This is a genomic window from Kitasatospora azatica KCTC 9699 (assembly GCF_000744785.1).
Lineage (GTDB): Bacteria > Actinomycetota > Actinomycetes > Streptomycetales > Streptomycetaceae > Kitasatospora > Kitasatospora azatica.
On the sequence record NZ_JQMO01000002.1, the window covers coordinates 2,117,754 to 2,134,207 of the forward strand.

At 73.9% G+C, this 16,454-nt stretch carries 17 protein-coding genes; 2 read left to right on the forward strand and 15 right to left on the reverse strand.

All coding sequences use genetic code 11. The features are described 5' to 3' along the window. Positions 1-33 precede the first annotated feature (33 nt). On the forward strand, positions 34-795 hold the full coding sequence (locus BR98_RS09710) for an SDR family oxidoreductase (protein WP_035841731.1): 762 nt from the start codon (positions 34-36) through the stop codon (positions 793-795). 26 nt (positions 796-821) lie between these two features. Here BR98_RS09710 and BR98_RS09715 read toward each other — a convergent pair whose 3' ends face one another. The 9 genes from BR98_RS09715 to BR98_RS09755 form a co-directional block, all read right to left on the reverse strand. After that, entirely contained in the window at positions 822-1,466 is a 645-nt protein-coding gene (locus tag BR98_RS09715; protein WP_051969515.1) for a hypothetical protein, read from the reverse strand. 47 nt (positions 1,467-1,513) lie between these two features. Then, a complete protein-coding gene (locus BR98_RS09720; RefSeq protein ID WP_051969516.1) occupies positions 1,514-2,134 on the reverse strand; it encodes a DUF6286 domain-containing protein in 621 nt (206 codons plus the stop codon). Next, complete coding sequence (locus tag BR98_RS09725; protein WP_051969517.1) at positions 2,121-2,507, reverse strand: hypothetical protein; 387 nt, start codon at positions 2,505-2,507, stop codon at positions 2,121-2,123. Before BR98_RS09725 ends, BR98_RS09720 begins: the two co-directional genes overlap by 14 nt. Beyond that, entirely contained in the window at positions 2,507-2,698 is a 192-nt protein-coding gene (locus BR98_RS09730; RefSeq protein ID WP_035841733.1) for a hypothetical protein, read from the reverse strand. Before BR98_RS09730 ends, BR98_RS09725 begins: the two co-directional genes overlap by 1 nt. Positions 2,699-2,727: 29 nt before the next feature. Next, entirely contained in the window at positions 2,728-3,228 is a 501-nt protein-coding gene (locus BR98_RS09735; protein ID WP_051969518.1) for an Asp23/Gls24 family envelope stress response protein, read from the reverse strand. 175 nt (positions 3,229-3,403) lie between these two features. Beyond that, positions 3,404-4,222, reverse strand: coding sequence for an enoyl-CoA hydratase/isomerase family protein (locus tag BR98_RS09740; RefSeq protein WP_051969519.1), 819 nt, complete (start codon positions 4,220-4,222; stop codon positions 3,404-3,406). 259 nt (positions 4,223-4,481) lie between these two features. Further along, positions 4,482-4,715: a helix-turn-helix domain-containing protein gene (locus BR98_RS09745; protein WP_035843861.1), complete on the reverse strand. Its 234-nt coding sequence runs from the start codon at positions 4,713-4,715 to the stop codon at positions 4,482-4,484. Positions 4,716-5,070: 355 nt separating this feature from the next. Then, positions 5,071-6,669, reverse strand: a complete 1,599-nt coding sequence (locus BR98_RS09750; protein ID WP_035841735.1) for an ABC-F family ATP-binding cassette domain-containing protein — start codon at positions 6,667-6,669, stop codon at positions 5,071-5,073. A 179-nt stretch (positions 6,670-6,848) separates the two neighbouring features. Then, complete coding sequence (locus BR98_RS09755; RefSeq protein WP_035841736.1) at positions 6,849-7,775, reverse strand: hypothetical protein; 927 nt, start codon at positions 7,773-7,775, stop codon at positions 6,849-6,851. A 346-nt stretch (positions 7,776-8,121) separates the two neighbouring features. Between BR98_RS09755 and BR98_RS09760 the strand changes: the two genes are divergently transcribed. Continuing rightward, the gene (locus BR98_RS09760; protein ID WP_157537563.1) at positions 8,122-9,426 is read left to right on the forward strand and encodes a glycoside hydrolase family 26 protein; all 1,305 of its coding nucleotides are present in this window, start codon (positions 8,122-8,124) and stop codon (positions 9,424-9,426) included. 39 nt (positions 9,427-9,465) lie between these two features. Here BR98_RS09760 and BR98_RS09765 read toward each other — a convergent pair whose 3' ends face one another. Genes BR98_RS09765 through BR98_RS39150 form a run of 6 tightly spaced genes read right to left on the reverse strand, consistent with a single transcriptional unit; the run spans position 9,466 to position 16,448 of the window. Then, positions 9,466-10,638, reverse strand: coding sequence for a GNAT family N-acetyltransferase (locus BR98_RS09765; RefSeq protein ID WP_083976204.1), 1,173 nt, complete (start codon positions 10,636-10,638; stop codon positions 9,466-9,468). Further along, positions 10,635-11,414, reverse strand: coding sequence for a Wzz/FepE/Etk N-terminal domain-containing protein (locus BR98_RS09770; protein WP_051969520.1), 780 nt, complete (start codon positions 11,412-11,414; stop codon positions 10,635-10,637). The genes BR98_RS09765 and BR98_RS09770 overlap by 4 nt, the downstream gene beginning before the upstream one ends. Position 11,415: 1 nt before the next feature. Next, a complete protein-coding gene (locus tag BR98_RS09775; RefSeq protein ID WP_407639426.1) occupies positions 11,416-12,588 on the reverse strand; it encodes a glycosyltransferase in 1,173 nt (390 codons plus the stop codon). Beyond that, complete coding sequence (locus tag BR98_RS09780) at positions 12,585-13,379, reverse strand: polysaccharide deacetylase family protein (protein ID WP_035841740.1); 795 nt, start codon at positions 13,377-13,379, stop codon at positions 12,585-12,587. The genes BR98_RS09775 and BR98_RS09780 overlap by 4 nt, the downstream gene beginning before the upstream one ends. Further along, positions 13,369-15,108, reverse strand: a complete 1,740-nt coding sequence (locus BR98_RS09785; RefSeq protein ID WP_051969522.1) for a lipid II flippase MurJ — start codon at positions 15,106-15,108, stop codon at positions 13,369-13,371. Before BR98_RS09785 ends, BR98_RS09780 begins: the two co-directional genes overlap by 11 nt. Continuing rightward, positions 15,105-16,448: an O-antigen ligase family protein gene (locus BR98_RS39150; RefSeq protein WP_035841744.1), complete on the reverse strand. Its 1,344-nt coding sequence runs from the start codon at positions 16,446-16,448 to the stop codon at positions 15,105-15,107. The genes BR98_RS09785 and BR98_RS39150 overlap by 4 nt, the downstream gene beginning before the upstream one ends. Positions 16,449-16,454: the final 6 nt, after the last annotated feature.

Here is a 16,454-nt window from a genome sequence, read left to right on the forward strand (position 1 = left end):
CTCTGACGGTTCTGGCTACGGCAGGATGGGCCCATGGATCTCGGATTGCAGGACAGGGTGTACGTGGTCACCGGCGCCAGCCGCGGGCTCGGGTTCGCGGCCGCACGGGAGTTGGCGGCGGACGGCGCCCGGGTGGTGCTGACGGGGCGCCAGCAGGACCGGCTGGACGCGGCCGTCGAGCAGCTCGGCGGCAGCGAGCGGGCCCTCGGCCTGGTCGCGGACAACGGGGACCAGGAGTCCGCCGCACGGGTGATCGCCGCCGCGACCGAGCGCTTCGGCCGGCTGGACGGGGTGCTGATCAGCGTCGGCGGGCCGCCCGCCGGACCGGTCCTGGGTGCCGACGACGAGGCCTGGCGCGGCGCCTTCGAGACCGTCTTCCTCGGCGCCCTGCGACTGGCCAGGGCGGCCGCCGAGGTGCTGGGCGAGGGCGGCGTGATCGGCTTCGTGCTCTCCTCCTCGGTGCGCGAGCCGATCGGCGGACTGGGCATCTCCAACGGGCTGCGCCCGGGCCTGGCGATGGCGGCCAAGTCGCTGGCCAACGAGCTCGGCCCGCGCGGCATCCGGGTCCTCGGCCTGCTCCCCGGCCGGATCGACACCGACCGGCTCCGCGAGCTGGACGCCCTCGCCGCGGACCCGGCCGCCGCCCGCGCCGCCGCCGGCGCCCGCATCCCGCTGGGCCGCTACGGCACCCCCGAGGAGTTCGGCAAGGTCGCCGCCTTCGCCCTCTCCCCCGCCGCCTCCTACCTCACCGGCGTCATGCTCCCCGTCGACGGCGGCGCCCTCCACGCCCTGTAGCCCCGCTCCCCCTCCGGCCCCCGGGCTCACTGCACCCGCGGTGCCCGGCGGGTCCGCTTCTCGTGGGGCTGACGGGCCGTCGGGGTCGGGGTGACCTGGAGGCGCAGGTCCAGGGGCAGGTCCTCGGTCAGGCCCAGCGCTGCCCGGGCGTGGCCGAGCGGGCCGGTGCGGAAGGCGCGGACCGCTCCGCCCGGGTCCGAGCCCGGTTCCAGGAGCAGCACCGCGCGCAGCCGCAGCTTGCGCCTGCGGCCGACCAGGCGGACCCGGGCGGCCGTCACCCGGGGCAGGTCGACGGCGGCGCCCTGGACGGCTGCCGCCAGCGCGGCGCCGCGCAGGCGTAGGCGCAGGCCGGGCAGGTCGGGGGTGGGCAGGTCCAGTTCGGCGGGCGCCGGGCGGCGCAGTTGGAGGGCGATCCAGCCGAGGGCCAGCAGCAGCAGCGCCGTGAGGCCGGCCACCACCGCCGGCCACCACCAGCCCCGGTCCCGCCAGCGGGTGCGCGCGGCGTCGCTCAGTACGGGCTGGCCGGGCGAGGTGAGCGGCCAGTGGGCGGGCGGCGTCACGCCGAGGTGGTGGTACAGGTCGAAGCCGCCCGCCAGTACCAGCAGCGTCCCCGCCACCAGCACCGCGCCGACCAGCCCGAGCAGCACCCGGTTGACGGTGGATCGGGTCATCGAGCTCCCAGCCCTTCCAGAACTCACCTTCCAGGACTCACACGGCGTCAGTGCATCGGCGGCCGGTGCCGGGCCGGTCGGCCGCGGACCCGCAGCACCGGTTCGTGGACCAGTCCGATCCGGGTCAGCTCGGCCGCCAGTTCGCTGCGGGCCCGGTCCAGGTCGGCGCTGCCGTAGACCTTCACCAGGGCCCGCCGCCGGCCCACCCGCACCCGTGCGGCGGCCACCATCGGCTGCTCGCGGACCCGGGTCTCCAGCATCGCGGCGACCCCGACCCGGTCGATCACCGCCCCGGGCCCGTTCCGCAGCGGGAGCCAGCGCCGCTCGCCGGCGGTGACGGCCAGCACCAGCAGCCAGCAGCCGAGCAGCGCGACCACGGCCGCGCCGGCCAGCACCCACGGCGAGTCCAGCTGCCGGCCGGCCAGCTGCCCGGCCAACCAGCTGCGCCAGCTGCCCGCCCGGTGCCCGGTCCACACCGCCACCGCGTCGTAGAGCAGCACCCCGGTCCCGGCCAGCACCAGCAGGCCCACCACCAGCGCCGGCCGCACCCGCTCCGACCGAAGCCGCTCCGACCGAAGCCGCTCCGAGCCGAGCCGCTCCGAGCCGAGCGGCTCCGACGGCAGCTGCTCCGACCGAGGCCCGGCCGCCACCGGCTCAGTCACCGGCACCCGCCGCCACCACCAGCGCCGGGTGCAGCCGCTCCACCACCACGACCACCTCCTGGGCCGGGATCCCGGTCAGCGTCCCGACCCGGTCGGCCACCGCCGCCTGCACCGCGCCCGCCTGGCGCACCAGGTCGGAGGGGAACGGCAGGTCCACCCCGACCCGTACCTGCGCCGAGCCGGCCGCCACGGCAACCGTCACCCGTGGCGGCTCGCCCGGCGCGTCCGGGCCCAGCGCGTCCCGGGCTGCCAGCCAGGCGATCCGGGCCAGCACCCGGTCCGCGATCCGCAGTCGCCCGCGCCGGGCGGGCGCGGTGTCCCGTCCGGTGTCGCGGCCCCAGCCCGCGCCCCGGCGCAGCTCGTAGTCCCCCGCGGGCATCAGCGGCGCCGGTCGCGGCTGCGCAGCAGGTCACCGAGGTCGCCCAGATCGAGGTCGCCCTCCAGTAGCCGGCCGACCACGAAGCCGACGGCGCCGAGCACGGCGACCAGCAGGAAGGCGGCGAACCCGCCGAAGTAGCCGGCGAAGCCCAGGGCCATGCCGGCCACCAGTCCGATCAGGGCGAGATTCATCGAGTGCTCCCGAGCGCTTGAGTACGTGGCTACTGGACCCGGGGCCGCCGCTCGGAGGAGGTCGGCACGCTCTCCTCCTCGTCCGGCTCGTCGGGCAGGTGGACGTCGTTGACGGCGATGTTCACCTCGACCACCTCCAGGCCGGTCATCCGCTCCACCGCCACGATGATGTTGCGCCGCACGGCCGCCGCGAGTTCCGGGATCACCACCCCGTACTCGACCACCAGGGCGATGTCGATCGCTGTCTGCCGCTCGCCCACCTCGGCCTTGATGCCGCGCGAGACGCTGGCCCGGCCGCCCGGCACCCGGTCGCGCATCGCGCCGAAGGTGCGGGCCAGACCGGAGCCGAGCGCATGGATGCCCGGGACTTCCCGGGCCGCCATGCCCGCGATCTTCTCCACCACACCGTCGGCCAGCGCGGTCCGGCCGCGGTCCTCGCCGGTGTCCTTGACCACCTGCGGCGCGACGTGCGGACCGACGTGCGGGGCGGCGGGCTTGGTCAGGTCGGACGGCTTGGGCGTGTCGGGCATGGGGGTGCCTCCTGAGGTACGGGTCCAGCTATACCGCAATCTGCCCCAACTCTGACATTCCGCCACGAAACTCGCTCCCGGAACTACTACCGGGCCCGCTCCCGCGCGCGGACAGCAGAGCGGGGCCCGGCTCTCTCCCTCCAAGAGCCGGACCCCGCTGTCGTTCGACGAGCCGTCAGTCCCCGATCCCCGCCAGGTCCCGCAGCCGTCGCGCCTGCGCCGCCCGCTCGGCGGCCCGCTGCTCCTCGTAGCTGCGGTCGCCCGCGCCCTGGAGCAGTGCCTTGGTCTCGATCACCGCGTCGCGCGGGGCGGCCAGCAGTGCGGCGGCCAGGTCGCGGGCGGCGGCGTCCAGCTCCTCGCCGGCCACCACCAGGTTGGCCAGACCGGTCGAGGCGGCCTCGGCCGCGCCGACCCAGCGGCCGGTGGCGCAGATCTCCAGCGCGCGGGCGTAGCCGACCAGGTCGGTCAGCGGCTTGGTGCCGGTCAGGTCGGGGACCAGGCCGAGCGAGGTCTCGCGCATCGAGAACTGCGCGTCCTCGGCGCAGACCCGCAGGTCGCAGGCGAGGGCGAGCTGGAATCCGGCGCCCACCGCGTGCCCCTGGACGGCAGCGATGGTGATCAGGTCGGGCCGGCGCCACCAGGTGAAGCCCTCCTGGTAGCCGGCGATCGCGGCGTCCAGCTCCTGGTCGGAGGCGGCGGCCAGGGCCAGGAAGTTCGGCTCGCCGGGGATCCCCTCGGGGCTGAACATGGCCCGGTCCAGGCCTGCCGAGAACGAGACGCCCTCGGCGCGCAGCAGCACCACGCGCACCGTGCCGGGCAGTTCACGGCCGATGGCGGCCAGCGCGCGCCACATCGCGGGGCTCTGGGCGTTGCGCCGCTTGGGATGGCAGAGCGTGACCACGGCGAGCTCGCCCTCGACCTCCAGTCGGACGCCGGCCGCTTCCCGGGCTGCGGAGTCCGGCGAGCTGGCAGGGGTGGAGACGGGCGCGGTCATGGGCACCTCCGGCGAGGATCAGGGCAGGCTCCAGCGCGCTGCCCACATGTCTACCGGAGAGTAACTTATTGCCGGGACCTTGGATACCGACGGACCGCGCCGCCGATCACCGGCCCGTTGCGGACATGACGATCGGCGGCCGGAGTGAGAACTGTCCCGGTCGCCGATGCGTCTGATACTGCTGACGGACTGTCAGAATTCTTCGGCTGCTCTTCGCCGACCAACCGGAGGATCCGCACCGCTCCGGCCTGACGGACAGTCAGGACCCAGCTGCCGCAGCAGCCTTGGCCTTACCGCGCGTGGCGCCACCACGACCCCGGAGATTCACCCCGGACTCGCTCAGCATGCGGTGCACGAAGCCGTACGAACGGCCGGTCTCCTCCGCCAGCGCGCGGATGCTCGCTCCGGAGTCGTACTTCTTCTTCAACTCGGCCGCGAGCTTCTCACGCGCGGCACCAGTCACCCGGCTGCCCTTTTTCAGAGTCTCGGCCACCCGTGCCTCCTCGTAGCTGTGCTCGGTCAGATTCCCATGATCACCCATCCCCTGCGTCCTGGCCACCCATTCGACAGGGTCAGTCCTGGGAAAAGGGCGCCTCTCGGGGGTGCCGCCAGCGCATCAGGGCGCTCACCCTGGGTGTGCACGCCCCTGCCCGGAGCGGCCGGCGAGGGCGAAACAGCTGATCAGCAGGGTCGGCACGGCGGCGCGGCAGCGTGATCTGGCTAAAACGGAATCCGAGACCTCTGCATTCCCGGACCTGCCAGAGTGATGAGAAATCATCGGCCGGTTGCCGGAGCGCGCGTCTACTCGCCGCGAGCGACTGCAACCGAGGGGTACGACCGAACGGCCGTCAGGCCAGCGCGACCAGGTCGTGGTAGGCCGGGGTCCACAGGTCCTCGACGCCGTCCGGCAGCAGGATGATCCGCTCCGGCTCCAGCGCGTCGACCGCCCCCTCGTCGTGGGTGACCAGCACCACCGCGCCGGTGAAGGTGCGCAGCGCGCCGAGGATCTCCTCGCGGCTGGCCGGGTCGAGGTTGTTGGTGGGCTCGTCGAGCAGCAGCACGTTGGCCGAGGAGACCACCAGCGAGGCCAGCGCGAGCCGGGTCTTCTCACCGCCGGAGAGCACACCGGCCGGCTTGTCGACGTCGTCGCCGGAGAACAGGAAGGAGCCGAGGATCTTGCGGATCTGCACCAGGTCGGTGTCCGGCGCCGAGGAGCGCATGTTCTCCAGCACGGTGCGCTCGGGGTCGAGCGTCTCGTGCTCCTGGGCGTAGTAGCCGATCTTCAGGCCGTGGCCGGGGATCACCTCGCCGGTGTCCGGCTTCTCGACACCCGCGAGCATCCGCAGCAGGGTGGTCTTGCCGGCGCCGTTGAGGCCGAGCACCACGACCCGGGAACCGCGGTCGATCGCCAGGTCCACGTCGGTGAAGATCTCCAGCGAGCCGTAGGACTTGGACAGTCCACTGGCCGTCAGCGGGGTCTTGCCGCACGGGGCCGGGTCGGGGAAGCGCAGCTTGGCGACCTTGTCGGAGGCCCGGACCTGCTCGAGGCCGGAGAGCAGCTTCTCGGCGCGGCGGGCCATGTTCTGCGCGGCGACCGTCTTGGTGGCCTTGGCGCGCATCTTGTCGGCCTGCGCGTTGAGGGTGGCGGCCTTCTTCTCGGCGTTGGCCCGCTCGCGCTTGCGGCGCTTCTCGTCGTCCTCGCGCTGCTGCTGGTACTGCCGCCAGCCCATGTTGTAGATGTCGATCGCGGAGCGGTTGGCGTCCAGGTAGAAGACCTTGTTGACGACCGTCTCGACCAGCTCGACATCGTGCGAGATGACGATGAAGCCGCCCTTGTAGGTCTTCAGGAAGTCCCGCAGCCAGGCGATCGAGTCGGCGTCGAGGTGGTTGGTCGGCTCGTCGAGCAGCAGGATGTCGGCGTCCGAGAAGAGGATCCGGGCCAGCTCGACCCGGCGGCGCTGACCACCCGAGAGGGTGTGCAGCTCCTGGGCGAGGATCCGGTCCGGCAGGCCGAGCGCGGCGGCGATGGTGGCGGCCTCGGCCTCGGCGGCGTAGCCGCCCTTGGTCAGGAACTCGGTCTCCAGCCGGGCGTACTTCTTCATCGCGTTGTCGCGGGTGGCGCCCTTGCCGTTGGCCATCCGCTCCTCGTTCTCGCGCATCTTCTTGAGCACGGTGTCGAGGCCGCGGGCCGACAGGATCCGGTCGCGGGCGAGCACGTCGAGGTCGCCGGTGCGCGGGTCCTGCGGGAGGTAGCCGACCTCGCCGGAGCGGGTGACGGTGCCGCCGGCCGGCAGGCCCTCGCCGGCCAGCACCTTGGTCAGCGTGGTCTTGCCGGCGCCGTTGCGCCCGACCAGGCCGATCCGGTCGCCGGGGGCCACCCGGAAGCTGGCGGACTCGATGAGGATGCGGGCGCCGGCGCGCAGTTCGAGGGCGTTGGCAGAAATCATGGCTGGTCGAAACTCCTGGGGCGGGACGCGGCGGGGGGCAGGGGCGAGCTGGCGGTCACCGCGCTAATGCAGAGAGAGAACAGCCATGCCGATGAGTCTACCGGGCGCGTTGAGTGCGCCCGGAGCAATTTCCGGCCCGGACGGCCGCTGGGACACCCCCGGGACGGCTACCGGGACGGTCAGTGGCAGCCGGTCCCGGACTTCACCGCGGCGAACAGCGCGGCCGGGTTGTCGCAGCCGGTCTCGGGGGCGCCCTGCTCGGTGTCGAAGACCCGGCTGCCGACCAGCGGGCCGTCGTCGATCAGCACCTGGTGCCCGTCCAGCCGCTTGAGCTGCACCTTCGGACCGGCGCTGAGCTGGTAGCCGTGGCCGTCCAGGCGGAAGCCGGAGACCGCACCGGGCAGCAGCCGTCCGGAGCTGGTGGTGCCGGTGCAGGTGCGCGGGACCAGCACCGCGGAGTCGGTGCCGACCGCGCGCAGCGGGTCGTAGACGCAGCCGGTCTGCGGGCGGGAGTTGAATCTGAGATCCCCGTCACGGTCCCGGAAGCCCATGGTCAGGTTGGGCGTCAGCACCTGCACCCAGGGCTCGGGGGCGGTCGCGGTCCGCACCGCGGCGGCGGCCCGCTCCAGCTGGAGCTGCTTGCGCTGGGCGTCGGTGCGCTGGGCGTCGCCGGGCTCGCCGTCGCCGCGCAGCCAGTCGGCCAGGCCGGGCACCGCGCGGTGCCAGCGGACCTGGTGGTCGCTGATCTGGACCGAGGTGACCATGCCGTCGTCCCAGACCACCACCGCGCTCTGCGGCTGCGAACCCTGGGTCAGCATCGACAGGTGCAGCGCGGTGGCGCCGTCCCGGCGGTAGGACCAGAGCAGCGAGCCGGTAGCCGGGTCGTAGGCCTCGAGCCCGGGGCCGACCCGGAAGTCGGGGGTGACCGGCTCGGCGGACTGCGCACTGACCGGGCTGGCCCCGGCCTTGCCGGGGGCGGAGACCTGGTCCCCGAACGGAACCGGCTTGTTGGCGTGCGCGGCAGCGCCCACACCGAGCACCAGCAGCACCGCCAGAGCGGGCAGCGCCGAGCGGGGGGTCAGAGTACGAAGCGGCTTCCAGGACACCTCGGGAGGGTACCTGGCCAACCCGTGGGCGTCAGCATGGCGGGGCCGTACGTCCAGCCTGCGGACGGATAACCGGACATTCGGCGGGGGCCGGGCGTCGGGGTGGGCCGCTTTTACGGCCGTTTTACAGAAGTGAGCGGTCTCACAACGAACCTGTGGCGACTGACGATCGGTCAGGAAGGCGGCGCTGTCCCGTCGAATTCGGCCAGACTCGCGACAACTGTCCACTTTAGGGTGACATTCGGCTTTTCTGACGGCAGCTCGGCTTACTGTCAGTGGGCACGCGCACACCGAGCGCGGCCCGCTCAGTCACAGCGCGAACGACGGCCAGACCGGAGGAGTCACGATGCGAATCGGCCGCCTGGCACTGGCCGCCGCCGCCCTGCTGCTGCTCACCACCGCAGGGATCGAGAGCGGCAGCAACCCGCTCAGCACCGCGGACCGCACGCCCGCCGCGACCGACTCGCCGAGCCCCACCCCGCGCGCCGCAGCGCCCAAGCCGGCCACCCAGATGGCCAGCCACGAAGTCCCGTTCGGCGCCTTCGTCGGCTCCTGGGACAACTACATTCCGCAGATCGCCAGGATGTCCGGCTGGCTGAACGGCGCCAACATGCAGGTCGGTCACACCTACTTGGCCGGAAACAGCTGGGCCGATGTCGAGGGCGAGACCAAGGTGCTGGCCCTCTGGTCGCAGTGGCGCCTCGCCGACCGCAGCCGGACCCTGGTGCTCAACGTGCCGATGGTGGTGCCCAACGAGGGCGACCTGCCGGACGACCAGGTCGCCCAGCTGCTCGGCCAGGGCGCGCACGGCGCCTTCGACCAGCACTTCCTGAGGCTGGCCCGCAAGCTGGTCGCGCTCGGCGGCAGCGACACCGTGATCGTGCTCGGCTGGGAGATGAACGGCATCACCTACAGCAGCCGCTGCAAGCCCGACCCGACCGCGTGGAAGGCCTACTGGCGGCGGATCATCGGCGTGATGCGCTCGGTGCCCGGGCAGCGGTTCCGCTTCGACTTCACCCCGAACCGCGGGCTGGACGCGATCGCCTGGACCAAGTGCTACCCCGGCGACGACGTGGTGGACATCATCGGCACCGACAGCTACGACCAGCCGGCCGGCGCCGCCTTCGACGACTACGTCCACGAGCCGTACGGCCTGGAGGACCAGGTGGAGTTCGCCGCCAAGCGCGGCAAGCCGGTCTCGTACCCGGAGTGGGGGCTGTTCCGCAACGGCGACAACCCCGAGTTCGTGCGGCGGATGGTCGACTGGATGCGCACCCACGACACGGCGTACCAGACGCTGACCGACTACTGCCCGCACGGGTTCTGGGAGTGCAACAACAACCCGCGCTCCAGTTCGGTGTACAAGCAGCTGCTGAGCGGCTCGAAGGGCGCGGGGCCACAGCGTCCGACCCGGCCGCGGCCGAGCGGCAGTCCTGCGCCGTCTAACTCGACGTCGGCTTCGGCCGGCCCCTCCGCGTCTCCCAGCCCGTCGCCGCTGGCCACACCCACGCCGTCGGCCTCGCCCTCTGCCACTCCGTCAGCCCCGCTGCTGCCGGGTCTGCCGCCGGGTCTGCCGGAACTGCCCGCGATCCCCGGGCTGCCGGGGCTGTCCAACCTGCCCGGATTCCCGGGCCGGCCGGTCAGCGGTTGAGGCCGGTCAGCGACCGGACCCGCCGGCGGCCGGGGCCGGTCAGCGGTTGAGCAGGGCGCGCAGCCGGCGGACCGGCTCGCGCAGCCTGGGCGTGGCAGCTGCGCGAGCCCGCGCCAACGCCAGCCGCAGGCTCAGCACGAGCGCGAAGTGGCGCGGGCCGAGCAACAGCCGGTGGTTGTGCTCCCGCTCCGGCCGCCAGCGCTCCTTGTACGGCTCCTCACCGCGCATCAGACTGAGCTCCGGGATCCCGGCGCGCACGGCCTCCTCCAGCGAGGTGCCGAAGAGCAGGCCCGCGATGTCGATCCGCTCGCGCAACTGCGGGTGCGCGCCGTACAGGTAGAGCCCCGCGAAGGACGGGCAGAGCAGCAGCAGGTCCACCGCCATCAGCTGCTCGCCCAGGTAGTAGCGGTACACCACGGCCTGGCCGAGCCGGGCCAACCCCTCGGTGGACTCGGCCAGATGCCGCCGGAACCGGTCGCTGACGTGCTCGGGCGTGACGGTCCGGCTCTCCCACTGCAGCGCGTGCAGCCGCAGCAGGTCGGCCATCGCCGCACGGGTCTCGGCCACCGGCACCCGGCGGGCCGCGACCCCGGCCTCCAGCAGCTTGCGCTGCTTGGCCCGGCTGCGCTGGGCGGTGCGACCGGGAAGCCGACTCAGCAGCTGCTCCATCGGGACGGCCGGAAGGTGCTGGCAGACCGAGTCCAGCAGCTGGTGGCGGCGCCCGGTCCAGGCCGCGTACAGCTGGTGCGCCGCCGAGCCGGGTCGGACCTCGCGCAGCTCCAGGGCTTGCCAGGGGCGCCGCAGCGGCAGCGCGGCGGCCAGGGCGGCGGCGGCGCTCTCCCGGCGCTGGTCGTCCAACAGCACGTCGGTGAAGTCGATCAGGCCACCGCCGAGGCCGGTCAGGGTGCCGGTGCGGGTGCGGGCCAGCGCCGCGGCGCCGACCAGCAGTCCGTCCCGGCGGACCAGCACCACCCGCAGGGCGCCCGGCCGGCCGTAGGCCCGCCACCAGGAGGCCTGCCAGGCGGCGGACTGGAACGGGGTGGCGGTGCGGCAGCGGGCGGCGAGGGCCTCCCACTCGGGGGCCAGGGTGCGCAGGGCGTCGTCCTCGCGGCGGATCTCGATGGTCCACTGCGCGGTGTCGGCGGGCAGGCCGGCGGCCGGGCCAGGCTGGCTGGGGGCGGCGGTCGGGCGGAAGAGGTGCAGGGCGGTCATTTGGTACTCCCGGCCGGCTCCGGCTCGGGCTGCTCGGCGGGGGTGGCCTTGGCGCCAGCCTTGGGGACGGCCTGCTTCCTGGGTGCGGCTTGCTTCTTGGGGGCGGGGACCACGGGGGTCTCCGGGATCGGTGCGGTCTCCGGAGTCACGGGGGTCTCCGGGACCGCGGGGGTCTCCAGGATCGCGGGGGTCTCCGCCGTCTCCGCCTGTGCTTGCTCGGTCGGCTTGCGGCGGACCGTCATCCCCAGCGCCCCCACCAGCACTCCCGCCGCCGCGCCCACCGCGACGTCCAGCTGTGCGCTGGGCGTGGTCGGCTTGTCCGGCTCGGCGGCGGCCGCCAGCGGCACCAGTTTGACCCCGGTCTCCTTGGAGCTGGTGTTGGCGAACGAGACCAGTGCCTTGGCCACCGCGTCCGCCGCCTTCACAGCCTCCTGCGGCTTGCTCCCGGTACCGTCGATCTCGATCACGGGTGCGTCCGGCGAGGTGGTGCCGTGCACCAGCTGGGCCAGCTCCGCGCCGCTGTGCCCGGCGTCGGCGGCCGCCAGCACCAGCACCTGCGGCTGCCCGGCCAGTCGGCCGTACGCCTGCGCGAAGTTGACCGCCACGCCGGGTTCGGTGGTGTTCTCCGGGACCACCACCACATAGGAGTTGGCGGCGTAGGCGGGCGGGGTGACGACGGCGTAGCCGGCTCCGGCGACCGCGCCGACGGGGACCGCCAGGGCGATCGGCCACCAACGCCTGGCCAGCTTGCGGACGTTCTGCAGTCGAGCGGTCATCTCAGCTCTTCCTCCCGGTCGGGACCGGCCCCTGGCCCTGCCCCAACCGCTGGTACAGCTCGCCCAGTTGGGCCGCTGTGCGGACAATGTCGTAGTGCGCCACGGCAGCCGGCCTGGGCAGCGTGACGGTCCCGGTGGGCGCGGTCGCCAGGTCGAACAGCGCGTCGCGGTACGCACCGGCCCTCGAGGGCAACTTGACGGCTCCGGGGGCGGCGTCGGCGGGCAGCTCCTCCAGTGCCGGGCAGCCGCTGTGCAGGATCGGCAGGCCGGCCGCCAGCCCCTCCAGCACCGCGAGCCCGAAGGTCTCCTCAGTCGAGGGCGCGGCGAGCACGTCCATGGCCGTCAACAGCTCCGGCACGTCGGCCCGTTCACCGACGAAGACGGCCCGCTCGCCGGCCGCCCGCTGCAGTGCGGCCCGCTCCGGTCCTTCGCCCACCACCAGCAGCCGGACCGATCCGGAGAGCCCGGTCACTGCCTCGACCAGCACCTCGAAGCGCTTGCCGGGCACCAGCCGACCCACCGCGCCGACCACGAAGGCATCGGCGGGCAGGCCCAACTCCCGCCGGATCCGGGCCCGCCGGGCGGTCCGGTCCGCGCCGGTTGCGGCGAACCGGCCGACCTCGATGCCGTTCGGCAGCACCGCCACCCGCTGCTCGGGCACGCCCCAGTCGGCCAGCTGCCCGGCCACCTGCCGGGACACCGCGACGGTGGTGCTGCCGAGCCGCTCGGCCACCAGGTAGAGCGACTTGACACCGGTGCCGACCGCCCGCCCCTCGATGGTGCCCGCATGCAGCGAGTGCTCGGTGGCCAGCACCACCCGGACCCCCGCCAACCGGGCCGCCAACCGCCCGTACAGCCCGGCCCGGTAGAGGTGGGTGTGCACGACGTCGTAGCGGCCGCGCCGGATCAGCCGGGTCAGCCTGGGCAGCACCGCGACGTCCCGGTTCCCGCGCATCGCCAGGTCGTGCACCGGCACGCCCTCGGCCCGCAGCGCCGCCGCGACGCTGCCGGGATTGGTCAGCGTGGCCACCTCGCAGTCGATGCCGGGCGGCAGGTGACGGATCGTCAGCAGCAGCTGCTGTTCGGCGCCGCCGGCGGCCAGGCCGGTGATGATGTGCAGCACCCGCATCGGCCGGACTCGCGCGGGCGGGACTCGCCCGGGTGCGCCGCTCATCGGGCGGCCCCCCGTCGGCGCAGCTCGGTCATCACGTCGCGCAGGCCGTGCCGGCCGCGTTTGGCGCGCAGCCGCCAGGCGCCGTCGCGGTCGCCGACGTAGCAGCGCGGCAGCGCGAACCGCCCGGCCAGGGTGCTGTGCCGGATCGCCACCGCGTAGTCGTAGCCGGCCTCCTCGACGGCGCGGGTGGCGGGCTCGTCCACGTCACCGTACGGGTAGCAGAAGCCGCCGACCCGGCCGCCGACCAGCTGCTCCAGGGTGGTGCGGCTGTCCCGCACTTCCGCGCGGAGCAGCTCGGCCGGCACCCCCGGCAGGGCCACGTGGCTGACCCCGTGCGAGCCGATCTCCCAGCCGCTGGCGGCCAGTTCACGGACCTGGTCGACGGTGAGCAGGGCCTTGCGCGGCCCCTCGACGTCCCAGCCGTTGTCGCCACCGAGCCGGCCCGCGACCACGTAAGCGGTGGCGGTGAAGCCGTAGGTGGAGAGCACCGGGACGACATGCCGAGCGAAGTCGGCGTAGCCGTCGTCGAAGGTCAGGCCGACCAGCCGCTCTCGCCGCCCGGCGGCCCGGGCGGCCAGCAGCTCGCGCATGCTGACGCCGCGCCAGCCGCGAGCGGCCAGCCAGCGCATCTGGGCGGCGAACCGCTCGGGGCTGACCGTGAGTAGGTAGGGGTCTTCCTCCTCCTCGGCCACCGAGTGGTACATCAGGATCCACGGGGCGCCGTACCGGCGACCCCCGTCGGCGCCGCTCTGGCGGGGCAGGCGCGGGCGGCGGGTGAGTTCAGCGACCATCGGTCAGCGTTCCTTCCTCCAGACTTGGCGCCGGTGCGGCTCCCGGACCGGCGCCCTCCCCGTCCCCGTGGCGCCGGGTGGGCCGCAGCCTTGGCAGCAGTCCGATCACCCGGCGGGCGGGGCCGGTCAGTTCGCGGGCTCCGAGCCAGGCGCCGAGGCCGAGGTAGACCGTGAGCACGGCGCTGCCGCCGGTCAGGATCGACAGCGGTGCCGGATGCACCGCGCGGGCGGCGAGCGCGCCGGCGGCTGCGGCGCCCGCAGCCGCAAGCAGCAACCTGGCCTGCCCGGCGAGCACCTGGCGCATCCGCAGCGCGATGCCGCGCAGTGCGAGCCCGCGCAGCAGCAGCACCGCCGTGGTGGTGATGCCGGCCGCGTTGCCCGCCGCCAGTCCCAGCGCGCCGAACTGACGGATCGCCAGTAGGCCTACCAGGGTGGTGACCACCAGGCCGAAGGCCATCGCCCCGACCGGGTACCAGTCCAGCAGCCGGTCCGCCGCCTCCTCGGGGCGCGGATCGTCCGCCCGGCGCACGGCCGGCCGCATCGAGAAGAACGGGCGGACCATCACCCCGATCAGCGCCTGCGCCAGCAGTCCGAAGCTGTACACCTGGATCACCTGCGCGGTGGCGGCCGTGTCGGCCCGGCTGAAGGCGCCGCGCTGGAAGAGCAGCGAGACCACCGCGGGTGCGCAGGCGATCAGGAAGGCCGTGCCGGCCAGCACCACCGCGGCCGCCTGCCCGAGGTCCTTCTCCACCCGGTCCCGGGCGGCGGTCAGGTCCCCGGCGGCCAGCGCCCGAGCTACCAGGGGGAAGGTCACCGTGCAGATCAGGATCGCGGTGGTCATCGCCAACTGGGAGACCTTGGCGGCGTAGTTGAGGTGCGAGATGGTCCCGGCCGGCAGCGTCGAGCCGAGGAAGCGCTCGATGAACACCTGCGACTGTCGGGTCAGTGTGAAGGCGGCCACCGGCAGCAGCGCCAGCGGGCTGAGCAGCAGTCCGCGGCCGCCGCGCGGCGCCCGCCCCCGCCCGCGTCGACCGTCCCGTAGCGCCCGGACGAACGGACCGACCAGCACCCCGGCCATCAGCAGGCTGCCGAAGGCCACTCCGAGGGCGGCCGCGCGGACCCCGAAGAGGCTGTGGCAGACCGTCAGGATGGTCAGGATGCCCAGGTTGTAGGCCACGTAGATGACGGCCGGGGCGGTGAAGCGGTGGTGCGCGCGCAGGGCGGCGCCGAGGTAGCCGGCCACGCCGAACGGCAGGATGGTGACGGCGGTGATCCGGGTGCAGGTGACGGCGAGCGCCGGGTCGGCCAGCCCCGGGGCCAGGGTGTGCACCAGCTGGGGCGCCCAGAGCATGGTGGCCCCGGACAGGCCGCACAGCCCGGCCAGCAGCCAGGGCAGCGTGGCGGCCGTCAACTGCCGTACCGGGTCCGGGCCTTCGGGCCGCTCCTCGCGCAGCACCAGGGCCAGGCTGAAGGCCGGGACCATCAGGAAGGCCATCGCGTCCTCGATCAGCAGCGGCGCCGCCGTCTCGGGGACCGTCCAGGAGACCAGGAAGGCGTCGGTGCCCTCGTCCGCTCCGAAGAACCGGGCCAGCAGCAGGTCGCGCAGCAGGCCGAGCGCCGAGCCGGCCGCACTGAGCACCGCGGTGATGCCGAAGGCCTTGGCCAGGAAGGAGGATTGGCGCCCGCGCTCGACCTGCGGGGGCGCCGGCGGGCTCTGGGTGGTGGTCATGGGGTCTCCCGGGCCGGCAGCGCCCACCAGGTCGCCACGCCCAGGATCACCGAGGTCAGCACCGTGGTGGTGCCCCCGATGTCGGCGTAGAGGAAGTCCACCAGGACCCAGCAGAGCAGCCCGACGGCGGCGGTACCGGCCGCACCGGGCCGTCGCAGGCAGCCGATCAGCAGGGAGAGGAAGAGGCCGCCGTAGGCCACCATCCCGACCAGGCCCTGCTCGCTGAGCACCAGGAAGTACATGTTGTGCGGGGAGAGCAGCGGTTCGCGGGTGAAGCCGATGGTGGAGTCCGCGGCATCGCTGCCGGAGGAGAGCCGCAGCGGGGCGTGCGAGTCGCGCAGCCGCTGGAAGCTCTTCGGTCCGGCGCCGGTGACCGGGTGGTCGGCCCAGATCGCCCGGGCGGTGGCCCACAGGTCGTAGCGGTCGCTGACCGAGTGGTCCTCGTTGCCGCCGGAGACCGAGCCGATGCTGCTGAGCCGCTCGGCCACCCCGCCGCCGCCCGCGCCCAGCCCGCCGACCAGCACGATCGCCGCCGCCACGCCCAGTGCGGCCCAGCGCAGCGCGAGCCGGCGGTCCGCCTTGAGCAGCAGCACGGTGGCGCCGACGGCGGTGGCGATCCAGCTGCCGCGGCTGAACGAGACGGCGAGCGGGAAGACCAGGAAGGCCGCCGTCGCCAGCAGCGCCCGCCGGCCCCAACTGCCCGGCCGCTCCGCCAGGCCGAGGGCCAGCGCGGCCAGCAGCCCGAAGCTGACCACCCCGGACATCGCCATGATGTCGAGCGCGCCGAAGGTGCCGACCGCCCGGATCGGCTGCCCGGTGTAGGAGGCGCCGGTGCCGGTCAGGTACTGCTCGGCACCGACCACGCCCTCGATCAGCGCGGCCAGCACGAAGGCGCCGAGCACCACCCGCAGGTCGGTGCGGTCGCGCAGCGCGGCCAGCACGGCGGCCGGGACCAGCACGAAGATCTGCACCAGCCGGATGAACCCGGTCAGGCTGGCGGACGGGTCGATCGAGGTGACGGTCGCGGCGGCGGCCGCCACCGTGACGGCCGCGAAGACCAGCGCGGCCGGGCGGCTCAGCCCTGGGGCCTGTCCGGCCGATCTTGCCGGGCGGCCGCGCAGCAGGTCGAGGGCGAGCAGCCCGACCAGGGCGAGTGAGGCGAGGTCGGCCGGGGTGATGTGGACGGCGGCGGCCACGTCCTTCTCGCCGGTCGGCACGCAGACCAGCAGGATGGTCGCGGCCGCGAGCAGGCTGGGCCGGCGCAGCAGGGCCGTGACTCCGGCTCGCCGCAGCACCGCGGGCAGTTTCAAGCCGTCGGCGGCGGGCAGGGTGAGCGCCACAGTGGG